The sequence below is a fragment of the Sphaerospermopsis aphanizomenoides BCCUSP55 genome (genome assembly GCF_001586785.1).
Taxonomy (GTDB): domain Bacteria; phylum Cyanobacteriota; class Cyanobacteriia; order Cyanobacteriales; family Nostocaceae; genus Sphaerospermopsis_A; species Sphaerospermopsis_A aphanizomenoides_A.
Genome location: NZ_LUFH02000030.1, coordinates 1 through 15,651, shown reverse-complemented (window position 1 = coordinate 15,651; position 15,651 = coordinate 1). Strand labels below are relative to the sequence as shown.

The window sequence follows — 15,651 nt, the reverse complement described above, 5'->3', positions numbered from 1 at the left end:
TGTATCAACCTGGTTCTTGAGTATGATTGTTAAGTCAATAAATATTAGTGCTGTCTCTGCCCTATTTTTTTTAATTAGTATCAGTAGCTTCCACAATGCAGCTATAGCATCTGCCAAAACTCAATCCCAGTTATTAGCAAAACAGCAAGTTAATAACACAACATCTCAGCCACATCCAGTTTTTAAATCAATTCTTCCCAAATTAAAACAAAAGAGTCAAATTAAGATTCTATTACCGAAGTATGTTCCTGAATCAGATGGAGAAAATAAACTTTACGCGATTATCGAAACTGTTGGAAAAAATAAGTATGACATATTACTAGGTTTCAGCCCAGATTGTAGTGGAGGTACAGCTTGTCGTCTGGGTATTATTAGTGCTGAAGCTATTAATAACAAAACTCCTAAACTCACTGGAAAATTTGTATCTATAGCTAAAGGTATTACTGCCTATTTTGTAGATGCTCAATGTGGTGCTAATTGCTCCGACTCTACATTAACTTGGCGACAAAAAGGTGTGCAGTACACTATTGGATTAAAAGCAGGTAAGCAGACTGAATTAGTAAAAATGGCAAAATCAGTAATTGCATTTTAGAAAAAGATCCTTGACTTCTGTAATGAAGTTGGGGATATGAGTATAAGTAAATCGTGTCTAATTTTACCGTAAGGAATACACGTATCAGATAGTATTGCTATAGCAGCATATAATGACAGCATATTGCAGAAAAATGCTGTAAAAATTGAAATATTCGAACTATTATGAATCAGCAGCAGAACCCACAACCACCATCACCTCCACAGCCTGTAACACCATCTCCAGTAGCAGATACAAAATTGGGGAAAAGCACCAAAACAGTAGTGATGAACGTTCTAGAATTTGTGGATCAGTTATTTTATGGATTCATGGGAGAGTTGGGGAGAACGGTTTATGCTTCCATTCAGGATGCGATCGCTCTTAGTATTCTCTTACAAGTTCCCGGATTAATTGGTAAAATCATTATTGGTAAGGATTTCTCCAGTTTTGATGTTTGTTTAAAAGAAAATCCATTAGGTGCGTCCTGTTACGCCTGTTTTATTATAGTTACATCAGATTTCTTACTATGGATTGTTCTCGCTGGTCGGATAATTGCTCGTTTTTGTGCTGATATTAAGAATTTGCGGAAAAAACCATAGGAGCAGCAAAATTATGACATTAACTAGCCACAAGCAAATTAGCCTTTATCAAGAAGCTAAAGCCGGATTAAATTCTTTAGTCAAGCAAACGGCTCAAGTTGGTTTAGGTTTTTTAGTCATGTTATTGCTCACAGGTGGGAATCCTCCTGCTTTTACGGTAGGATTAAGTGTTATTGCTGGAATTGGTTTTGTTGCTTGGAGTGAAGAAAAACGACTAACCAAACAGAGATTAACAAGTAAAATGCCTGTTTTAAAAGAAGAAATTCAACAGCAAGTAAAACTGCTTCTGGAAGCAGACACAGAAAACTTGTCTGAATTAATTAAAAGTGCTGGATTAAATCCATCTGCAGATTTAGTTGGAGCTAATTTCGTTGGTGTTAAAGGTGTTGGTTGCACCCTCAATAGTTTTAACCTCAGTGCTGCTGATTTAAGTGAAGCTGACTTGAGACGCGCTGATTTGAGTGGTGCTAACCTCAAGGATGCAAAACTACGGTCTGTTAAACTCAGTCGTGCCTATTTAGTAGGTGCTAATTTATGTAATGCAACGCTAATAGATGCTGATCTCAGTCATGCTGACATGAGAAATAGCAACTTGAGTAATGCTGACTTGATTAATTCTGACCTCAGTGGTGCTGACCTGAATGGTGCTAACTTAACTGAGACAAATTTCACCAGTGCCATAGTAATTAATACTCTATTTGGTAATAATGCTGGACTGACTGATGATGTTAAATCTGACCTGAAACAGCGAGGGGCAATTTTTCCCCAGGATCAACTTGTTCCCATAAAATAAACACAGTGCGTTACCCAAACTAAGAAAATTGTAGGTTGGGTTAAACGAAGTGAAACCCGACATTTCCCGAATTTTGTTGAGTTTGCATTTTAGCCTGTTCAAATCTCTTTAACCCAGATAGCCAAACCACCCCCACGGCCACGCGCTGCAATACAATTCTCCGTAACTAAAAAGAAAGCAAAAAAGGGTAATTTAGCTATGGGTTGGTTGTAAAAATTCTCAGATTGAACTTTACCAGAACGAATAGGTTGATTGTAAACAACACGATTAAATAAACTAATCTGCATTTGGTTAAAGTCAAATGCCAATAGATTTTTTTTACCTAAATATTGTGCTGATCCGGTCAGCTTTAAGAATATCGAGCCTAATTGTACCTGATTGGCAATTTCGCCTCTAACTAAAGCATCTTCAGTGGCACTAAAAGAAATATAAATTTTCACGAATTTAGGTACATAAAATCCTTTGCCTAAAATAATTCCTCCGCGCTGTCTGACTTTTTTAGTACCAGTAGCAAAGCACAACCGCCATTTACCAATCAGAGATGGAAAAGGATAATTAAGCCGTTGTTGTTTGGCAGTCTTTTCTGCTTGCAGCAAAGCATTGACTACTACCTCAGCAGTGGGGGGTTTGCTCCCTTCTCTATACGCAGTGGCAGTGTGGGAGAGAATGCTGAGAAAATCAGGCGTAATAGTAGATGTCAAATCAGCAGTCATGAGAACATTGGTAATTTAGGGTTTTATCGGCATTTGCTCATTATCTTCATAGATTCTAACCTTTATTTTCCTTAACAAAGGATAGGGTTTAGCTAAATCATGTTAGCGTATATACAAGGAAATCTATCAAATCCTCAGTCCACCTTGGCAATGCAACAACTTCCATCTACCACGCCTCAACCCCAACATGAAAACAGATACCCAGATTGTTTGTACATGGAATTACAAGCAATTCCAGTTAATCCTGATCAAATTGATCTGCCTGTTACCATGCACTTTAACGAACAGTGGGAACCACTATTAAATGGGCGTGTTAAGTTTGGAGTGAAAGGTGGACAACTGAAGCTAAAGCTGAAAAATTGTAAGATTCCTTATGATTCCCATGAACTGACTGGACGTTTTGTTCTGAAACCTGCTGTGTGTCAGGTAACTACAAATGGTTCAAAATCAAACCCCACTTGGGAGTTTGAGCTAAGTATTGGTGCAAGAGTTTTGATAGGCTCACTTCAGAATCAGAAATTAGGAACTGTGCAGCTAAGAAACAAGCCATGCTCTGTGGAAGCAACATTTGAGGTTTCACAGCAATATGTCCATTTAATGGAAACAGAAGGGCTATATCCAACGAATATAAGTCGCAATAAACAGATAATTTTAGAGGCAAGTTTCAGGAAATATCTGCTGGAATCAAAGTTACAACCCTATCTCAGTCGAGCAGAGTTGCACTATGGCTAATGAAGAATCTCTTCAGGAAGTTCAAGAATTAATTCAGCGAGTTGTCGAGGCAGAAACCGATGACTTTTCCGCTTTGGTAGAAATTGCTGGCTTAGATCCTCTACAAGACTTTGCTGGTGCCGACCTGAGATATGTAAACCTGAGCAGTGCCGACCTGAGATATGTAAACCTGAGCAGTGCCAACCTGAGAGATGCAAACTTGAGCGGTGCAAACCTGAGCGGTGCAAACCTGAGTTGTGCCGACCTGAGTTGTGCCGACCTGAGAGATGCAAACCTGAGCGGTGCCAACCTGAACAGTGCCAACCTGAGCAATACAAACCTGAGCGGTGCTGACATGAGAGGTGTCACACTCAGAGGAATAAAACTGAAAGATGCCGACCTGAGTCGTGCTGACCTGAGAGGTGTCACACTCAGCGGTGTCAGCAAGTTCAACTGGGCAGATGCCAGCTTCAACCTGTTAGATACTGAGCAGAGAAGTGCCAATCTGTTCGATGCCAATCTGAGAGATGCCGATCTGAGAGGTGCCAACCTAAGAGATGCCAACCTGACTGGTGTCATACTCAGTGGTGCCAACCTAAGAGATGCCAACCTGATCGGTGTCTACCTGTATGATGCCAATTTGAAGGAGACCGACCTGAGCGATGCCGACTTGAGCAGTGCCAACTTGAACGGTGCTAATCTGAGCGATGCCAGACTTGTAAAAACTCGATTGTCTAGTTCAGATTTATCTGATGCCATATTGGTTAACGCAAATCTTATTGGTGCTGACTTAAAAAAAGCCCGATTGTTGGGGGCTGACCTGAGTGAAGCTGACTTAAGCGGCGCAAAAGTTAAAAATGCGCTATTTGGATATAATCAGGGCATTTCTACAGCTATGAAGCTCGACTTAATTGAACGTGGGGCAATATTTGAAGATTATCCAGGTGATCGCTCTCGTGTCCTCACTCCTGTTTAAATACTTTGTGGAAATAATTTCGGAATGTGATCCCTAGAATCAAGATGAAGAAGGATGATAGAGTGCGATCGCCTCTGGCGCTGCGCTCTGTGCGATCGCTACTGACCAAAAATCTATTTATTCCCTAACACTTCCTACTCATTACCATTAAGTTAAGTGTCTTTCCTCTCAGGAAGGATTAAAAATCCAAAAATCTTTAGCACAATAGAATAACCCAATAGTATTTAATGTGGTTTGAGGAGTTTCCAACTCACCTATAAAAATAGCGAGGTGAATTATGGATACTATCAGTTTCCTGAAGCAATATAAATCAGGACAGCGGAATTTTCAGGGCATAACTTTGCATCAAGCAAAGCTTACTCAAGCTAACTTAGTTGGTGTCAATTTATCTGAAGCTGACCTTAGCGGTGCTGACCTAAGTGAAGCTAACTTGAGTAAATGTAATCTCAGCCGTGCAAATTTAACTAACGCTGACCTTAGTGGTGCAAATTTACAAGCTGGCAACTTGAGTGAGGTAAATTTGATTGGTGCTGACTTAATAAAAGCTAACTTTCAAGAATCCAACCTCAGTCGTGCAGACTTGCGAGGTGCAAATTTAAGGTTGGCTAACCTCCTGGGTGCTAACCTGAGTGAAGCGGAAATAAGTGGTGCTGATTTTAGTGGTGCTAATCTTCAACAAGCCAATTTAATAGGCAGCAATATCAATGAAGCAGAACTCAATAGTGCAGATTTAACTAATGCAATTCTCACTGAACGAGAAATAACTGGGCAAGTTCTGCACATCGGTTTATCCCATAAATGGATAACTTGGGCTGGGAGCTATTGATATGTTTGGGGAAATGGATAAGTAAACAGTTATCAGTAAACAGTTATCAGTTATCAGTCTCTTCACTGTTTCCTATTCACTGATTACTGTTTACTGTTCCCCAGAAAAGAATCGAACCGTTGCCATTCCTCTTAACAAATAAGTAGTTATACTCACTAGACTACCCGCGCAAAACAATATAACTTTAAGTTATCTCTGACTGGTCTTTGACTTCTGATAGGGGATTCTTTATAACAGTTGTCAGTTAAATGACAATAAAAAGTTATTATAAAATATGGCTTATGCCACGTTACGCTACAGACAGTAAAAAACTTTCAACTCTGTTAAGTAGTCGTGCAAAATAAATTTTCTAGTTAGGAGAGGGAATAGGGAATAGGTAAGGAATACAGACATTTTTGTTTTCAATCAATATATACAATTAATTTTGCTTGGGTACTTATCTGTCACTCAATTTTGGATTTACAATTTTGGATTTTGGATTAACTCCACCCTCAAGTCTGGAAGCTTGAAAATTTTGGATTTGGGATTGACGTTAGCGAAGCGTACGCAGCGCAGCGAGTATTTTTCTGTCCTGAAAGACTCCTGACCTATACCAAATTTTTTTAATCTAAAATCTAACATCTAAAATCTAAAATTCCCGGTCAACTGCCATATTATAGTTAATAATATTCAATTTGCCATTTTAAGTTCTCAAGCAAAATACATCTGAATCAAGAGGAATAGACCTTGAATATACTGGTATTTTCTTTACTCATCTGGTTGGGATCATTTAGTGCTGGGTTGCTAGGATCTTTAACTGGCTTAGGAGGGGGAGTAGTAATTGTTCCTTTATTAACTTCCGTTTTTGGAGTTGATATTCGCTATGCTGTAGGTGCTTCATTGGTATCTGTAATTGCTACATCTTTAGGGTCAGCATCCACATATATTAAAGAAGGTTATACAAATCTGCGGTTAGGAATGTTTCTAGAGGTAGCAACAACTATTGGTGCGATTATTGGAGCTATGGTTGCGACCTTTGTTTCAGTCAAAGTTCTGGGAATAATCCTGGCAATAGTGCTAATTTATTCAGCATACCTGTCTCAACGACCTAGACCAGAACATATTGACAGTGACGCAGCAGAACCTTTAGCAACATATCTCAAACTTAATAGCACTTACCCCACTCCTGATGGATTAATGTCTTACCAGGCACATTCTCTTCCTGGGGGGTTTAGCATTATGTTAATAGCGGGAATAATTTCCGGGTTACTAGGAATTGGTTCGGGAGCATTCAAGGTATTAGCAATGGATCAAATTATGCGGTTGCCTTTTAAAGTTTCTACCACTACTAGTAATTTTATGATTGGTGTGACAGCCGCAGCATCAGCAGGAGTTTATTTAACGCGGGGTTATATTGATCCAGGGTTGTCTATGCCAGTAGTTTTAGGTGTATTGCCCGGAGCTTTTTTGGGAGCAAGAATCTTAATTGGCGCTAAAACCCAAATTTTGAGAACTATTTTTAGTTTGGTACTGGTAGTAATGGCTTTGAAGATGATTTATAACAGTTTCTAGGTAGGTTTTTATGTATAAAATTAATTCTGGGTTTCGATGGACTTTAACAGCAAAAGCAGAGAGTGAAATTGTCACACTAGTTTTACTGCCAGAAACGCTAGATGCTGATCATCAACAGTTAGAACAACAGCGCCAAGCCAATATAGCCATGTTAAACAATTGCTGTGAGATTAACAGTAATTACAATTTTATAAAAACATCAAGTGACCAATATTTAGAATATTTACTCAGTAATTTACTTAAATATGGCGTTTTAATTGCTAGTGCAGTTATTGTGTTGGGTGGGATATTGTACTTAATCAGTCATGGTGCTGAACCTGCTCAATATCATTTTTTTCAAGGATCACCATCTGATTTGCGATCGCCCCTAAGTATCATTAATGCTGTTTTATCAGGTAGCAGTCAAGGCATCATTCAATGCGGATTATTAATATTAGTGGCAATTCCCATTCTACGGGTGATTATTTCTTTTTTGATTTTTCTAGTGCAGCGAGAATTTATTTATGTAATTATCACCTCTTTAGTTCTCGCTAGTTTAACTTATAGCCTGATTGGAGCGCATTATTAAGAATTGATAACTCATATCATGGGGTGATTTTCGCGGAAAGATACAAAGGAGGAGAGTCTGAATTTAATATCACCCCACCAATACTAAGCTGTTGTGCATTTTAAATGTACAACAGCAAGTCAAAAGTCAAAAGTCAAAAGTCAAAAGTCAAAAGTCAAAAGTCAAAAGTCAAAAGTCAAAAGTCAAAAGTCAAAAGTCAAAAGTCAAAAGTCAAAAGTCAAAAGTCAAAAGTCAAAAGTCAAAAGTGAAGAAAGTTTCAGGGTACTTTTCCTCAATATCGCAATATACAATCTAGCTGCACAGCAGCTTACCTGAACGGTTTGTTATCACTCTCAGCTATTGCTCAAACTAGCCTCAAAATTATTCAAAATATCAATATCTTTCTTCACTGTTCTCTGTTCTCTGTTCCCTATTCTCTAACTCTACGAGTACGTTCTGAAATCAAACCGGATTACCGTATTTTTTCAGAAAAACTTTTGTAAAGAATATATAAAGCTACTTATGTTCTTTTGATATACTGTAAAAACAATAGTTTCTTTGTTTGTATGAGAACTATAGCCTTCAAATCACAACCGATTAAAATGAGTGTGACAAGTTTGTTAGGCTCATTTGCACTAATGGCATTAGGAACAAGCATTGCTCATGCTGGTACTGTAACTGCTACTTTAACAGCAGATAACCATTATGGACTCTACTATGGTCAAGCTGATGGTAGTGGTCTAACCTTGGTAGGTAGAAATGAATTTGGTTCTAATGGGAATCCAGGTGAATACAATTGGTCTTTACCAGAAACTTACAATTTCCAAGCCAATTCAGGAGATTACTTATATGTTGTAGCTTGGGATGATGGCGGTCCACAATCTTGGTTAGGCCAGTTCACACTACCTGATAACACTACATTATTCTCTAATACTACAGATTGGGAATACAGTATTGGTAGTGGACAAAACCCTGGTACATTGGGGAATTTACCAACATCAACTACGCTCGTATCTGACATCACTAGTGCAACTTGGCTAACACCATTAGCTTCTGTCCCTAACACTGGGAGCAATGGAATATGGGGAGCTATTCCTGGCATATCTGCTTCAGCTAATTTTATTTGGACTGATGACTTTAACAGCACTGCCACTGATAATAATTACGTGATATTTAGAACTAAAGCCCCATTAGTTGCAATACCAGAATCCCAACCTATTACTCTTGTAAGTTTGGTTGTAGCTGGGTTAAGTGTGCAAATGGTGCAAATGGTCAAGCATAAATTTAAAGCTCCTTAGAGGATATCGGTTAGGGCATGATTTTTCAAAGATTTTTTAGCGATTGCCTCCAGCACTACGCTCCACGCAATCGCTATTTATTCAGTAGTTAATCGTCAAAAACCTGAAAAGACCGAATTTCGTGATTACACATTACATCAACAATGAACGAGCTAGGAAAAAGCTGGCTATCGTTTTACCATCTACAGGTTGTCCATCACGAATGGCTGTTTCTAATTCTTCAGGAGTGAAAAATACTGTTTCGATATCTTCATCTTCTTCTTGTTTTGGAGGTGTCTCCAGTTTTTCCAAATCTCTAGCCAAGAAAGCATAGAGAATTTCATCGGAATAGCCAGGAGCCAAGAAAAACTCTCCCAGTTTATCCCACTTATGAGCGCGGTATCCTGTTTCTTCTTCAATTTCTCGTTTCACCGTCTCTAAGGGTTCTTCATTCGGTTCTACAGTTCCGGCTGGAAATTCTAACAATCTTCCCTGAACTGCAAACCGATACTGTCGCACAAGGATCAGTTTACCCTCAGAGGTGACAGGAATAGCCAGAGCGCCACCAGGATGACGAATACACTCCCATTCTCCTTCAGATTTATTGGGTAAACGCAAGCGATTAACTTCAAAGTCAAACTTGCGTCCTTTATGAAACAAACGTTGCTTGAGTAGTTGTGGTAATTCTCTACCTAGTGGCATAGTAAAATTCTATTGTCTGCAAATACACAGAATATATACGGGGTGGTGTTCACAAATCAGGGTTTTTCTGCGTTGAGTGAGGTAATTCCAAGAGCCGTTAATTAATCCTTAACTAAATGTACATCAGAACGGTCTACTTCTTGCAGTAGATTCTCAATTGTCCGTCCAGATTTTGGCTCTCTCCAAGTTGGGGCAATCTCTGTCAATGGTACTAGGACAAAAGCTCTTTCGTGCATCCGGGGATGGGGGATCTGAAGATTTGGTTGATCTAAGATTAAGTCATCGTATAATAACAAATCCAAATCTAGAGTTCTCGGTCCCCAATGTTCGTGACGCACACGCCCAAATTTATTTTCCACAGCTAACAATGTTGCTAACAATGTTTGAGGTGGCATTTTTACTTCCAATATGGCACAGCCATTTAAATAATCTGGCTGAGGTGGTCCGATAGCTTTAGTTTGATACCAACTGGATTTTGCTGCCAAAATAATACCAGGAGTTTGCACTAAAGTCTCTAGAGCCGCTGCTAAAATAGCTTGGGGATCACCCATATTACTGCCAAGAGCGATAGCACTTCGCACCTTTTTTTTAGATAGATCAGCTTTGGTTAATCCTTTCTCTATCTCGACGGGGATCAATCTTGCTTCATCGTTTGTAGAGGTTGCCAATGGTTTTGATCTCCCAAAAATTATTTAAAAATTTGCAGAACCCAATTTGATTAACAGTTTTGGAAATAACAAGGTTGGAGACTGAATCAAATTGATGATTTATGAGATATTATAAAGAAATCGAGCGAACCAAAACCACCGAGATTAAGTATTGGAGCTTGGCGAAAATACTCAATCACGCTTAAGACGAGTCTAAGTAGACCCGCTGAACCAAGAATCTGCAACCCTTGAGGGCGCAGAGTATCAAACTAATGGCAAGTTATTGAGCCAACCTAGGATTCTGACAAGGTAGTTAGGTGGCGATAACTTAAGGGAAAAAATCCACAAATTTAAGTAGCTCTGACGAGGAGAAACTGCTCTTGCCCCTTGGGAATCATCAAAAAAACGAGGAGTCCACACATGAAAACTTACCATCGACAATGCTAGTAAAGGCGAAGCATTTACTGAGCCAGATGTCGAGTTTATCATCTGGGATGGTTGCCAGAATTAGTAGGAGCGATAAACCTTTTTATCGTCAGATTTGGTTTTGGACAGGCTTGAGTTTAGGTGGCGGGATCGTTGCTATTGGTTATGGTATTGGCGCAATAGATAGTTCTTTGCCAGATAAAGCTGAACTCAATGCGGTAGTGCGAGAGCAAACACTAACTATTAAAGCTGGTGATGGTACAATTCTCCAGCAGCAAGGAGAAGCAACTAGAGAACAGCTAAAATTAGAACAAATACCAGAGAATTTCAAGAAAGCTTTTATCGCTTCAGAAGACAGAAGATTTAAACAACACAATGGTGTAGATACTCAGGGTATTCTCAGAGCAGTTGTCAATAATTTGCGATCGCAAGATGTCGTCGAAGGTGGTAGTACCATCACCCAACAGGTAGCGAGAATTCTTTTCCTCACCCAAGAAAAAACAATCTGGCGCAAACTCAAAGAAGTTCGTCTGGCTCAAAAAATGGAGCAAGAACTCAGCAAAGACGAGATTTTAGAGCGTTACCTCAATCTGGTTTACTTAGGTTCTGGTGCTTACGGTGTAGGAGATGCGGCCTGGGTATATTTTAGTAAATCGGTGGATCAACTTACCTTGTCAGAAATGGCCACCATTGCTGGACTAGCTCCTGCACCTAACATTTATGCCCCAGATAAAAACCTCCCAGCAGCCATAGAAAGGCGAAATCTGGTGTTGCAGCGAATGTTGGAAGATGGAGTAATTACAGCTGATCAAAAACAAGCCGCTACCCAAGAACCTCTCACAGTTAAAAGCAGTTTACCCAAACGTCTACAGGTTGAATTTCCCTATTTTACCACCTACGTTCAACAGGAATTACCAAAATATGTTACGCCTGATGTGTTAGCAGCAGGAGGGTTAGTTGTAGAAACTAGCTTAAACCCAACTTGGCAAAAGGCAGCAGAAGCCGCAGTAGACAAAACTTTAAGAAATCAAGGCAGTTGGGAAAACTTTAAAGAAGCAGCCCTAGTAGCCATTGATCCTCGCAACGGTGAAATCCAAGCAATGGTAGGTGGTAAAGATTTTAGTCAAAACCAGTTTAATCGTGTCACTCAAGCACAGCGACAACCAGGATCGACATTTAAAGGGTTTGTTTACGCTACAGCTATAGCTACAGGCAAAAGTCCCTACGATAGCTACTTGGATGAACCGTTTGTAATAGATGGTTATGAACCAAAAAACTACAGTGAAAAATTCTATGGTTCGATGAACATGAGAGATGCCCTCACCCGTTCTATTAACACAATTGCGGTGAAGGTATTAATAGATGTGGGATATGAGCCAACCATTAAACTTGCCCATGATATGGGTATCAAATCAGAACTTAAGCCTACCTACTCTTTAGCACTTGGCTCTAATGAAGTCAATCTTTTGGAATTAACCAGTGCTTACGGTTCATTTGCTACGCAAGGCTTACACACAGAAGTACATGGGATTCGGCGCATTCTGAACCGTCAAGGTAAAGTTATTTGGTCTGCTGATTTCAAATCTCAGCGGGTTTTAGATGCAGATAGCGCCGCGATTATGACCTGGATGCTACGCAACGTAGTCAACAACGGTACTGGTGGTGCAGCCCAATTAAATGATAGACAAGTAGCTGGAAAAACTGGTACATCAGATGAAGCCCGTGATTTGTGGTTTATTGGCTACATTCCCCAAGTAGTAGCAGGAGTTTGGCTAGGCAACGATAACAATCGCCCTACCTATGGTAGCAGTAGTAGCGCCGCCTATACCTGGCATGAATTTATGGAAAAAGCGGTCGAGGAAATGGCGGTAGAAAAATTCCCGGAACGACCTAAATTAGAAGATCGCAAAGGTACAATTAAAGCCCAACCTATCAAACCGAGCAAAATTGTTAATCGCTCTATTGCTGCTGACAATGATGAAAAATCTGATGCAGATAATAGCGGAAATGATTATTCATCCAGAAGACGCAGACGCAGAAGAACTAACTCTGAAGTAGAACAGCAATCAGATTACACCCCAAGACGCAGAAGACGTTACCGACAACAACAGGAAGAAGATACAACTCCTAGAAGACGGCGCAGATATGAAAATTCTGGTAGTTCTGCTTCTAGAAGGCGCACCAGAAATCAAGATTCCAATTCTTCAGGTTCTTCCTCTGCTGGAAGTAATACTCCTGCTAATTCTGCCCCATCTAAACCTTCTTGGCGTGAGCGACTAAAACCAGGTTCTTCTTCATCAGAGTAATTGGGTGTGGGGTGTAGGGTGTAGGGTGTAGTGAAAGCAGGGAAAGCAGGGAAAGCAGGGAAAGCAGGGAAAGCAGGGAAAGCAGGGAAAGCAGGGGAAAAATTACTTCTTTCTTCTTTCTTCTGACTACTGAACTACTGAACTACTGATAGCGTTCGCCATACTACTGAACTCCTGAACTCCTTTTTCCCTCCCCCAGACCAAGTATTTCCCACTGATGAGAGATGTAGGTGACAAGCTCGTTTTATACTTTGTTAAGAAGTGTAAAATAAAGTCGGAGAATATACTCGTGCATTTATTACTAGAAACAGCAGCGCCAGCCGCCGCAGGAACACATTTTCCATTAGCTTTTACATTGGTGTATGTAGTTGGTTTTATTGCTGCTGTCACCATCGGTTCAATAGCTTGGTACAACTCCAAACGTCCCCCCGGATGGGAAAGCAAAGAACGTCCTGATTTTGTACCTAAAGTTGATAAAGATTCATAGGAGGCAGGAGGCAGGGGGCAGGGGGCAAGAGGCAGGGGGCAGAAGTTAAGAATAAGAATTAAGTTCTTCCCCTACACTCCACACCCCACACCCCACACCCTCTTCTTTAATTCTGCACATCAACCCAACGACGGTATAGTTTTTGAATTTGTTTAAGCAAGGTTACATGACCTGGTTGGGTTAACTCATGAGATTTGCTCAACTCCTCTAATTTAGTGAGCAATCTTGCTTCTTCAATTGCTACTTCACCATCGCTGTAAATTAAGCCGCTGATAGCTTCTATTAAATTCTCGCAATCTTCCAGGCTGGGGCGATCGCCTAAATAGTCCTTTACCCATTCATAACATTGATTTGGCTTGACTGGTACTAATTCATATAACCAAGGCTTAATTTCTGGATCATTAGCCAAGCCTTTAGCTTGAGCTATTTCCCGCAAATATTGCCGTTCTTCCGGCTGGACTCTACCATCAATCCAAGCGGCTCCGATCAGAATTTTAACTAAGTTTTTTACATTGGCATGATTAACCATTACTGCCTCCTCTAGTAGATTCGGGCTTTCATCAAATGGTACAATCCCTAGCAGTATTCACTCGGAATCCTTGGTTTTTCTTAAGCGCACCATGAAAAAACCATCCATGTCCAATTGGTGAGGCCATACCTTCAACCACCCAGGGGTAGAAATATCAACAAAATCAAAACTGGGAGGTTCAATTTGCCAGTGGGGATTTGTAGCTAAAAATTCAGAGATTACTTCTTCGTTCTCCGCTGGATGCAGTGTACAAGTAGCATAAACTAAAACCCCTCCAGCCTTGACAAAAGTTGCTGTATGTGATATTAGCTCTTTTTGCAGTTGGGAAAGTTCCTGCACAGAAACCGGTGTTTGTCGCCAACGTGCATCAGCATGACGATGCATAGTTCCTAAACCAGAACAGGGAGCATCTAATAATACACAGTCAGCGATGTTGTGAAATTGGGTAAAAGTGCGACTATCCCCGGTGCTGATTTCGATAGATTGTAAATTCAGACGTTGGGCGTTTTCCTTGAGTTTACGTAAACGGGAAGCAGTTTTATCACAAGCGTAAATTTTGCCTTTATCTCCCATTAACTCGGCAATATGGGTGGTTTTTCCTCCTGGTGCAGCACAAACATCAATCACCACATTTCCAGGTTTAGGGTCAAGTAAATGGCTAACTAATTGGGCGCTACTATCTTGAACAGTCCACCAACCTTCACGGAAACCAGGTAAATTTTGAATTGCACCATTATTACCAATTAATCGTAAAGCTTGAGGTAAATGGGGAATACGTTTAACTAAAACACCAGCAGATTTAAAAGCTGATTCTACTGGTTCTAAGGAACATTTAAGAATATTTACTCTTAAATCAATTGTCGGGGTTTGATTCATCCATGCACAGAGTTTTTCTGTTTCTTCCAAACCCAATTGTTTTAACCAAACTTCAATTATCCAATCAGGAAAACTATGTAAAATTCCTAATCTTTCTATGGGGTTATCCGGTAATTTTAAAGGTTCTGATGATGTTTCTACCAGACGCAGATATTGACGTAATAAGCCATTAACAAAACCTGTTAAACCAGAAAAACCATTTGCTTTTGCTAATTCAACAGTGGTATTGACAGCAGCGGAAGGGGGAATTTTTTCTTGATAGCGCAGTTGATAAAAACCGAGATGTAAAATTGTGCGGAGTTCTGGTGGTTGTTGGTGTGCTTTTTTAGTAGCCAGTTGGTCAATGATAGCGTCTAGAGTGCGTTGTCTTCTGACACTGCCATAGACTAATTCTGTCATTAACCGCCGGTCATTGTCGGGTAATTTATACTTTTGTAATACACGGTCGAGGGCGACATCAGCGTAAGCCCCCCTGTGTACTTCTTTGAGGGCGATAAAAGCTACTTGACGGGGGTTAGACATGGAAGGTAAGGACAATTTGACTCAGAGTAGCCATTATAGCTTTAGTAAATCTTTGGGACTTACGGATTCAGAAAGTTTCTCAAAAATGTTCCTGTCTTAATCCTGTACATCCTTAAATCCTGGACATCCTGATTCTGACAGTATGTTATGTGCGAAAATGGTCAGAGCAGGTGTTTAGGATGTAACATGACAGACAAAAATTGGCAAGACGAAGAGCTATGGATTGTCACCGCAAGTAGTTCTGATAATGGTGTAAAATCAGGTGCAAAAGGTGGTGGTTTCCCCAGCAGTGATCCTAAGAAGGATGAAGAAACAAAAGACAGTCGCATGAAAGCGGGGACTTTAGCAAAGCAAATGTCGCATTTTGTGGGAGTTATCAGTGGTGTATTTACTGATGTGCAAAAGCAAATCACCACTGAAGGAGAACTCCAGCTTGATGAAATTACTCTTACCGTAGAAATTAGTGGTGAAGGTGAAGTGAAATTATTTGGTACAGGTGGAAAAGCTGGTAGTAAAGGTGCAATAGAGTAGACATCTCCAAAATAGTAATATTATGTGGGAAAAGGAGAAGATGAGAGATTTTTAATACACA

Annotated in this window: 17 protein-coding genes; 12 read left to right on the top strand and 5 right to left on the bottom strand. The window is 40.1% G+C overall.

Annotation, left to right across the window (positions count from 1 at the left end):
- The first annotated feature begins 22 nt into the window (after positions 1 to 22).
- The 3 genes from A0J48_RS09730 (at position 23) to A0J48_RS09720 (ending at position 1,963) form a co-directional block, all read left to right on the top strand.
- Entirely contained in the window at positions 23 to 592 is a 570-nt protein-coding gene (locus A0J48_RS09730; RefSeq protein WP_200322591.1) for a hypothetical protein, read from the top strand.
- Positions 593 to 756: 164 nt separating this feature from the next.
- On the top strand, positions 757 to 1,170 hold the full coding sequence (locus A0J48_RS09725) for a hypothetical protein (protein ID WP_200322589.1): 414 nt from the start codon (positions 757 to 759) through the stop codon (positions 1,168 to 1,170).
- A 13-nt stretch (positions 1,171 to 1,183) separates the two neighbouring features.
- Positions 1,184 to 1,963: a pentapeptide repeat-containing protein gene (locus tag A0J48_RS09720; protein WP_200322587.1), complete on the top strand. Its 780-nt coding sequence runs from the start codon at positions 1,184 to 1,186 to the stop codon at positions 1,961 to 1,963.
- A 98-nt stretch (positions 1,964 to 2,061) separates the two neighbouring features.
- Here the strand turns inward: A0J48_RS09720 and A0J48_RS09715 are convergent, their stop codons facing one another.
- Complete coding sequence (locus A0J48_RS09715; RefSeq protein ID WP_200322585.1) at positions 2,062 to 2,676, bottom strand: hypothetical protein; 615 nt, start codon at positions 2,674 to 2,676, stop codon at positions 2,062 to 2,064.
- 99 nt (positions 2,677 to 2,775) lie between these two features.
- Here A0J48_RS09715 and A0J48_RS09710 point away from each other — a divergent pair, with 99 nt between their 5' ends.
- From A0J48_RS09710 to A0J48_RS09685, 6 genes are all read left to right on the top strand, one after another.
- Positions 2,776 to 3,408 (top strand): hypothetical protein, encoded by a 633-nt coding sequence (locus A0J48_RS09710; protein ID WP_200322583.1) that lies wholly within the window; start codon positions 2,776 to 2,778, stop codon positions 3,406 to 3,408.
- Entirely contained in the window at positions 3,401 to 4,363 is a 963-nt protein-coding gene (locus tag A0J48_RS09705; protein ID WP_200322581.1) for a pentapeptide repeat-containing protein, read from the top strand. Before A0J48_RS09710 ends, A0J48_RS09705 begins: the two co-directional genes overlap by 8 nt.
- Positions 4,364 to 4,640: 277 nt before the next feature.
- The gene (locus A0J48_RS09700; protein WP_200322579.1) at positions 4,641 to 5,189 is read left to right on the top strand and encodes a pentapeptide repeat-containing protein; all 549 of its coding nucleotides are present in this window, start codon (positions 4,641 to 4,643) and stop codon (positions 5,187 to 5,189) included.
- 726 nt (positions 5,190 to 5,915) lie between these two features.
- Positions 5,916 to 6,740: a sulfite exporter TauE/SafE family protein gene (locus A0J48_RS09695; protein WP_200322577.1), complete on the top strand. Its 825-nt coding sequence runs from the start codon at positions 5,916 to 5,918 to the stop codon at positions 6,738 to 6,740.
- 10 nt (positions 6,741 to 6,750) lie between these two features.
- A complete protein-coding gene (locus A0J48_RS09690; protein ID WP_200322575.1) occupies positions 6,751 to 7,308 on the top strand; it encodes a DUF1634 domain-containing protein in 558 nt (185 codons plus the stop codon).
- Positions 7,309 to 7,889: 581 nt separating this feature from the next.
- A complete protein-coding gene (locus A0J48_RS09685) occupies positions 7,890 to 8,585 on the top strand; it encodes a hypothetical protein (protein WP_200322573.1) in 696 nt (231 codons plus the stop codon).
- Positions 8,586 to 8,717: 132 nt separating this feature from the next.
- Here the strand turns inward: A0J48_RS09685 and A0J48_RS09680 are convergent, their stop codons facing one another.
- Both A0J48_RS09680 and folK read right to left on the bottom strand, forming a co-directional pair.
- Positions 8,718 to 9,266 carry an NUDIX hydrolase gene (locus tag A0J48_RS09680; protein WP_200322571.1) on the bottom strand — a complete coding sequence of 183 codons (549 nt, stop codon included), beginning with the start codon at positions 9,264 to 9,266 and terminating at the stop codon, positions 8,718 to 8,720.
- A gap of 101 nt (positions 9,267 to 9,367) precedes the next feature.
- On the bottom strand, positions 9,368 to 9,847 hold the full coding sequence (gene folK, locus A0J48_RS09675; protein WP_200322654.1) for a 2-amino-4-hydroxy-6-hydroxymethyldihydropteridine diphosphokinase: 480 nt from the start codon (positions 9,845 to 9,847) through the stop codon (positions 9,368 to 9,370).
- Positions 9,848 to 10,353: 506 nt separating this feature from the next.
- Here folK and A0J48_RS09670 point away from each other — a divergent pair.
- On the top strand, positions 10,354 to 12,645 hold the full coding sequence (locus A0J48_RS09670; protein ID WP_200322569.1) for a transglycosylase domain-containing protein: 2,292 nt from the start codon (positions 10,354 to 10,356) through the stop codon (positions 12,643 to 12,645).
- A gap of 289 nt (positions 12,646 to 12,934) precedes the next feature.
- Complete coding sequence (gene psb35 / locus A0J48_RS09665) at positions 12,935 to 13,132, top strand: photosystem II assembly protein Psb35 (RefSeq protein ID WP_200322567.1); 198 nt, start codon at positions 12,935 to 12,937, stop codon at positions 13,130 to 13,132.
- Between the two features lie 106 nt (positions 13,133 to 13,238).
- On the opposite strand, the gene A0J48_RS09660 is transcribed toward psb35, so the two are convergent.
- Positions 13,239 to 13,661, bottom strand: a complete 423-nt coding sequence (locus A0J48_RS09660; protein ID WP_200322565.1) for a tellurite resistance TerB family protein — start codon at positions 13,659 to 13,661, stop codon at positions 13,239 to 13,241.
- Between the two features lie 57 nt (positions 13,662 to 13,718).
- Positions 13,719 to 15,059, bottom strand: a complete 1,341-nt coding sequence (locus A0J48_RS09655; RefSeq protein ID WP_200322564.1) for a 16S rRNA (cytosine(967)-C(5))-methyltransferase — start codon at positions 15,057 to 15,059, stop codon at positions 13,719 to 13,721.
- A gap of 186 nt (positions 15,060 to 15,245) precedes the next feature.
- On the opposite strand from A0J48_RS09655, the gene A0J48_RS09650 reads away from it, so the two are divergent.
- The gene (locus A0J48_RS09650) at positions 15,246 to 15,590 is read left to right on the top strand and encodes a Pepco domain-containing protein (RefSeq protein WP_200322563.1); all 345 of its coding nucleotides are present in this window, start codon (positions 15,246 to 15,248) and stop codon (positions 15,588 to 15,590) included.
- Positions 15,591 to 15,651: the final 61 nt, after the last annotated feature.

Bases quoted from the DNA above. Each gene is read 5' to 3' on its own strand.
- A0J48_RS09730 (WP_200322591.1), top strand. From the start codon at position 23: ATGATTGTTAAGTCAATAAATATTAGTGCTGTCTCTGCCCTATTTTTT.
- A0J48_RS09725 (WP_200322589.1), top strand. From the start codon at position 757: ATGAATCAGCAGCAGAACCCACAACCACCATCACCTCCACAGCCTGTA.
- A0J48_RS09720 (WP_200322587.1), top strand. From the start codon at position 1,184: ATGACATTAACTAGCCACAAGCAAATTAGCCTTTATCAAGAAGCTAAA.
- A0J48_RS09715 (WP_200322585.1), bottom strand. From the start codon at position 2,676: ATGACTGCTGATTTGACATCTACTATTACGCCTGATTTTCTCAGCATT.
- A0J48_RS09710 (WP_200322583.1), top strand. From the start codon at position 2,776: ATGTTAGCGTATATACAAGGAAATCTATCAAATCCTCAGTCCACCTTG.
- A0J48_RS09705 (WP_200322581.1), top strand. From the start codon at position 3,401: ATGGCTAATGAAGAATCTCTTCAGGAAGTTCAAGAATTAATTCAGCGA.
- A0J48_RS09700 (WP_200322579.1), top strand. From the start codon at position 4,641: ATGGATACTATCAGTTTCCTGAAGCAATATAAATCAGGACAGCGGAAT.
- A0J48_RS09690 (WP_200322575.1), top strand. From the start codon at position 6,751: ATGTATAAAATTAATTCTGGGTTTCGATGGACTTTAACAGCAAAAGCA.
- A0J48_RS09685 (WP_200322573.1), top strand. From the start codon at position 7,890: ATGAGTGTGACAAGTTTGTTAGGCTCATTTGCACTAATGGCATTAGGA.
- A0J48_RS09680 (WP_200322571.1), bottom strand. From the start codon at position 9,266: ATGCCACTAGGTAGAGAATTACCACAACTACTCAAGCAACGTTTGTTT.
- A0J48_RS09670 (WP_200322569.1), top strand. From the start codon at position 10,354: ATGCTAGTAAAGGCGAAGCATTTACTGAGCCAGATGTCGAGTTTATCA.
- A0J48_RS09660 (WP_200322565.1), bottom strand. From the start codon at position 13,661: ATGGTTAATCATGCCAATGTAAAAAACTTAGTTAAAATTCTGATCGGA.
- A0J48_RS09655 (WP_200322564.1), bottom strand. From the start codon at position 15,059: ATGTCTAACCCCCGTCAAGTAGCTTTTATCGCCCTCAAAGAAGTACAC.
- A0J48_RS09650 (WP_200322563.1), top strand. From the start codon at position 15,246: ATGACAGACAAAAATTGGCAAGACGAAGAGCTATGGATTGTCACCGCA.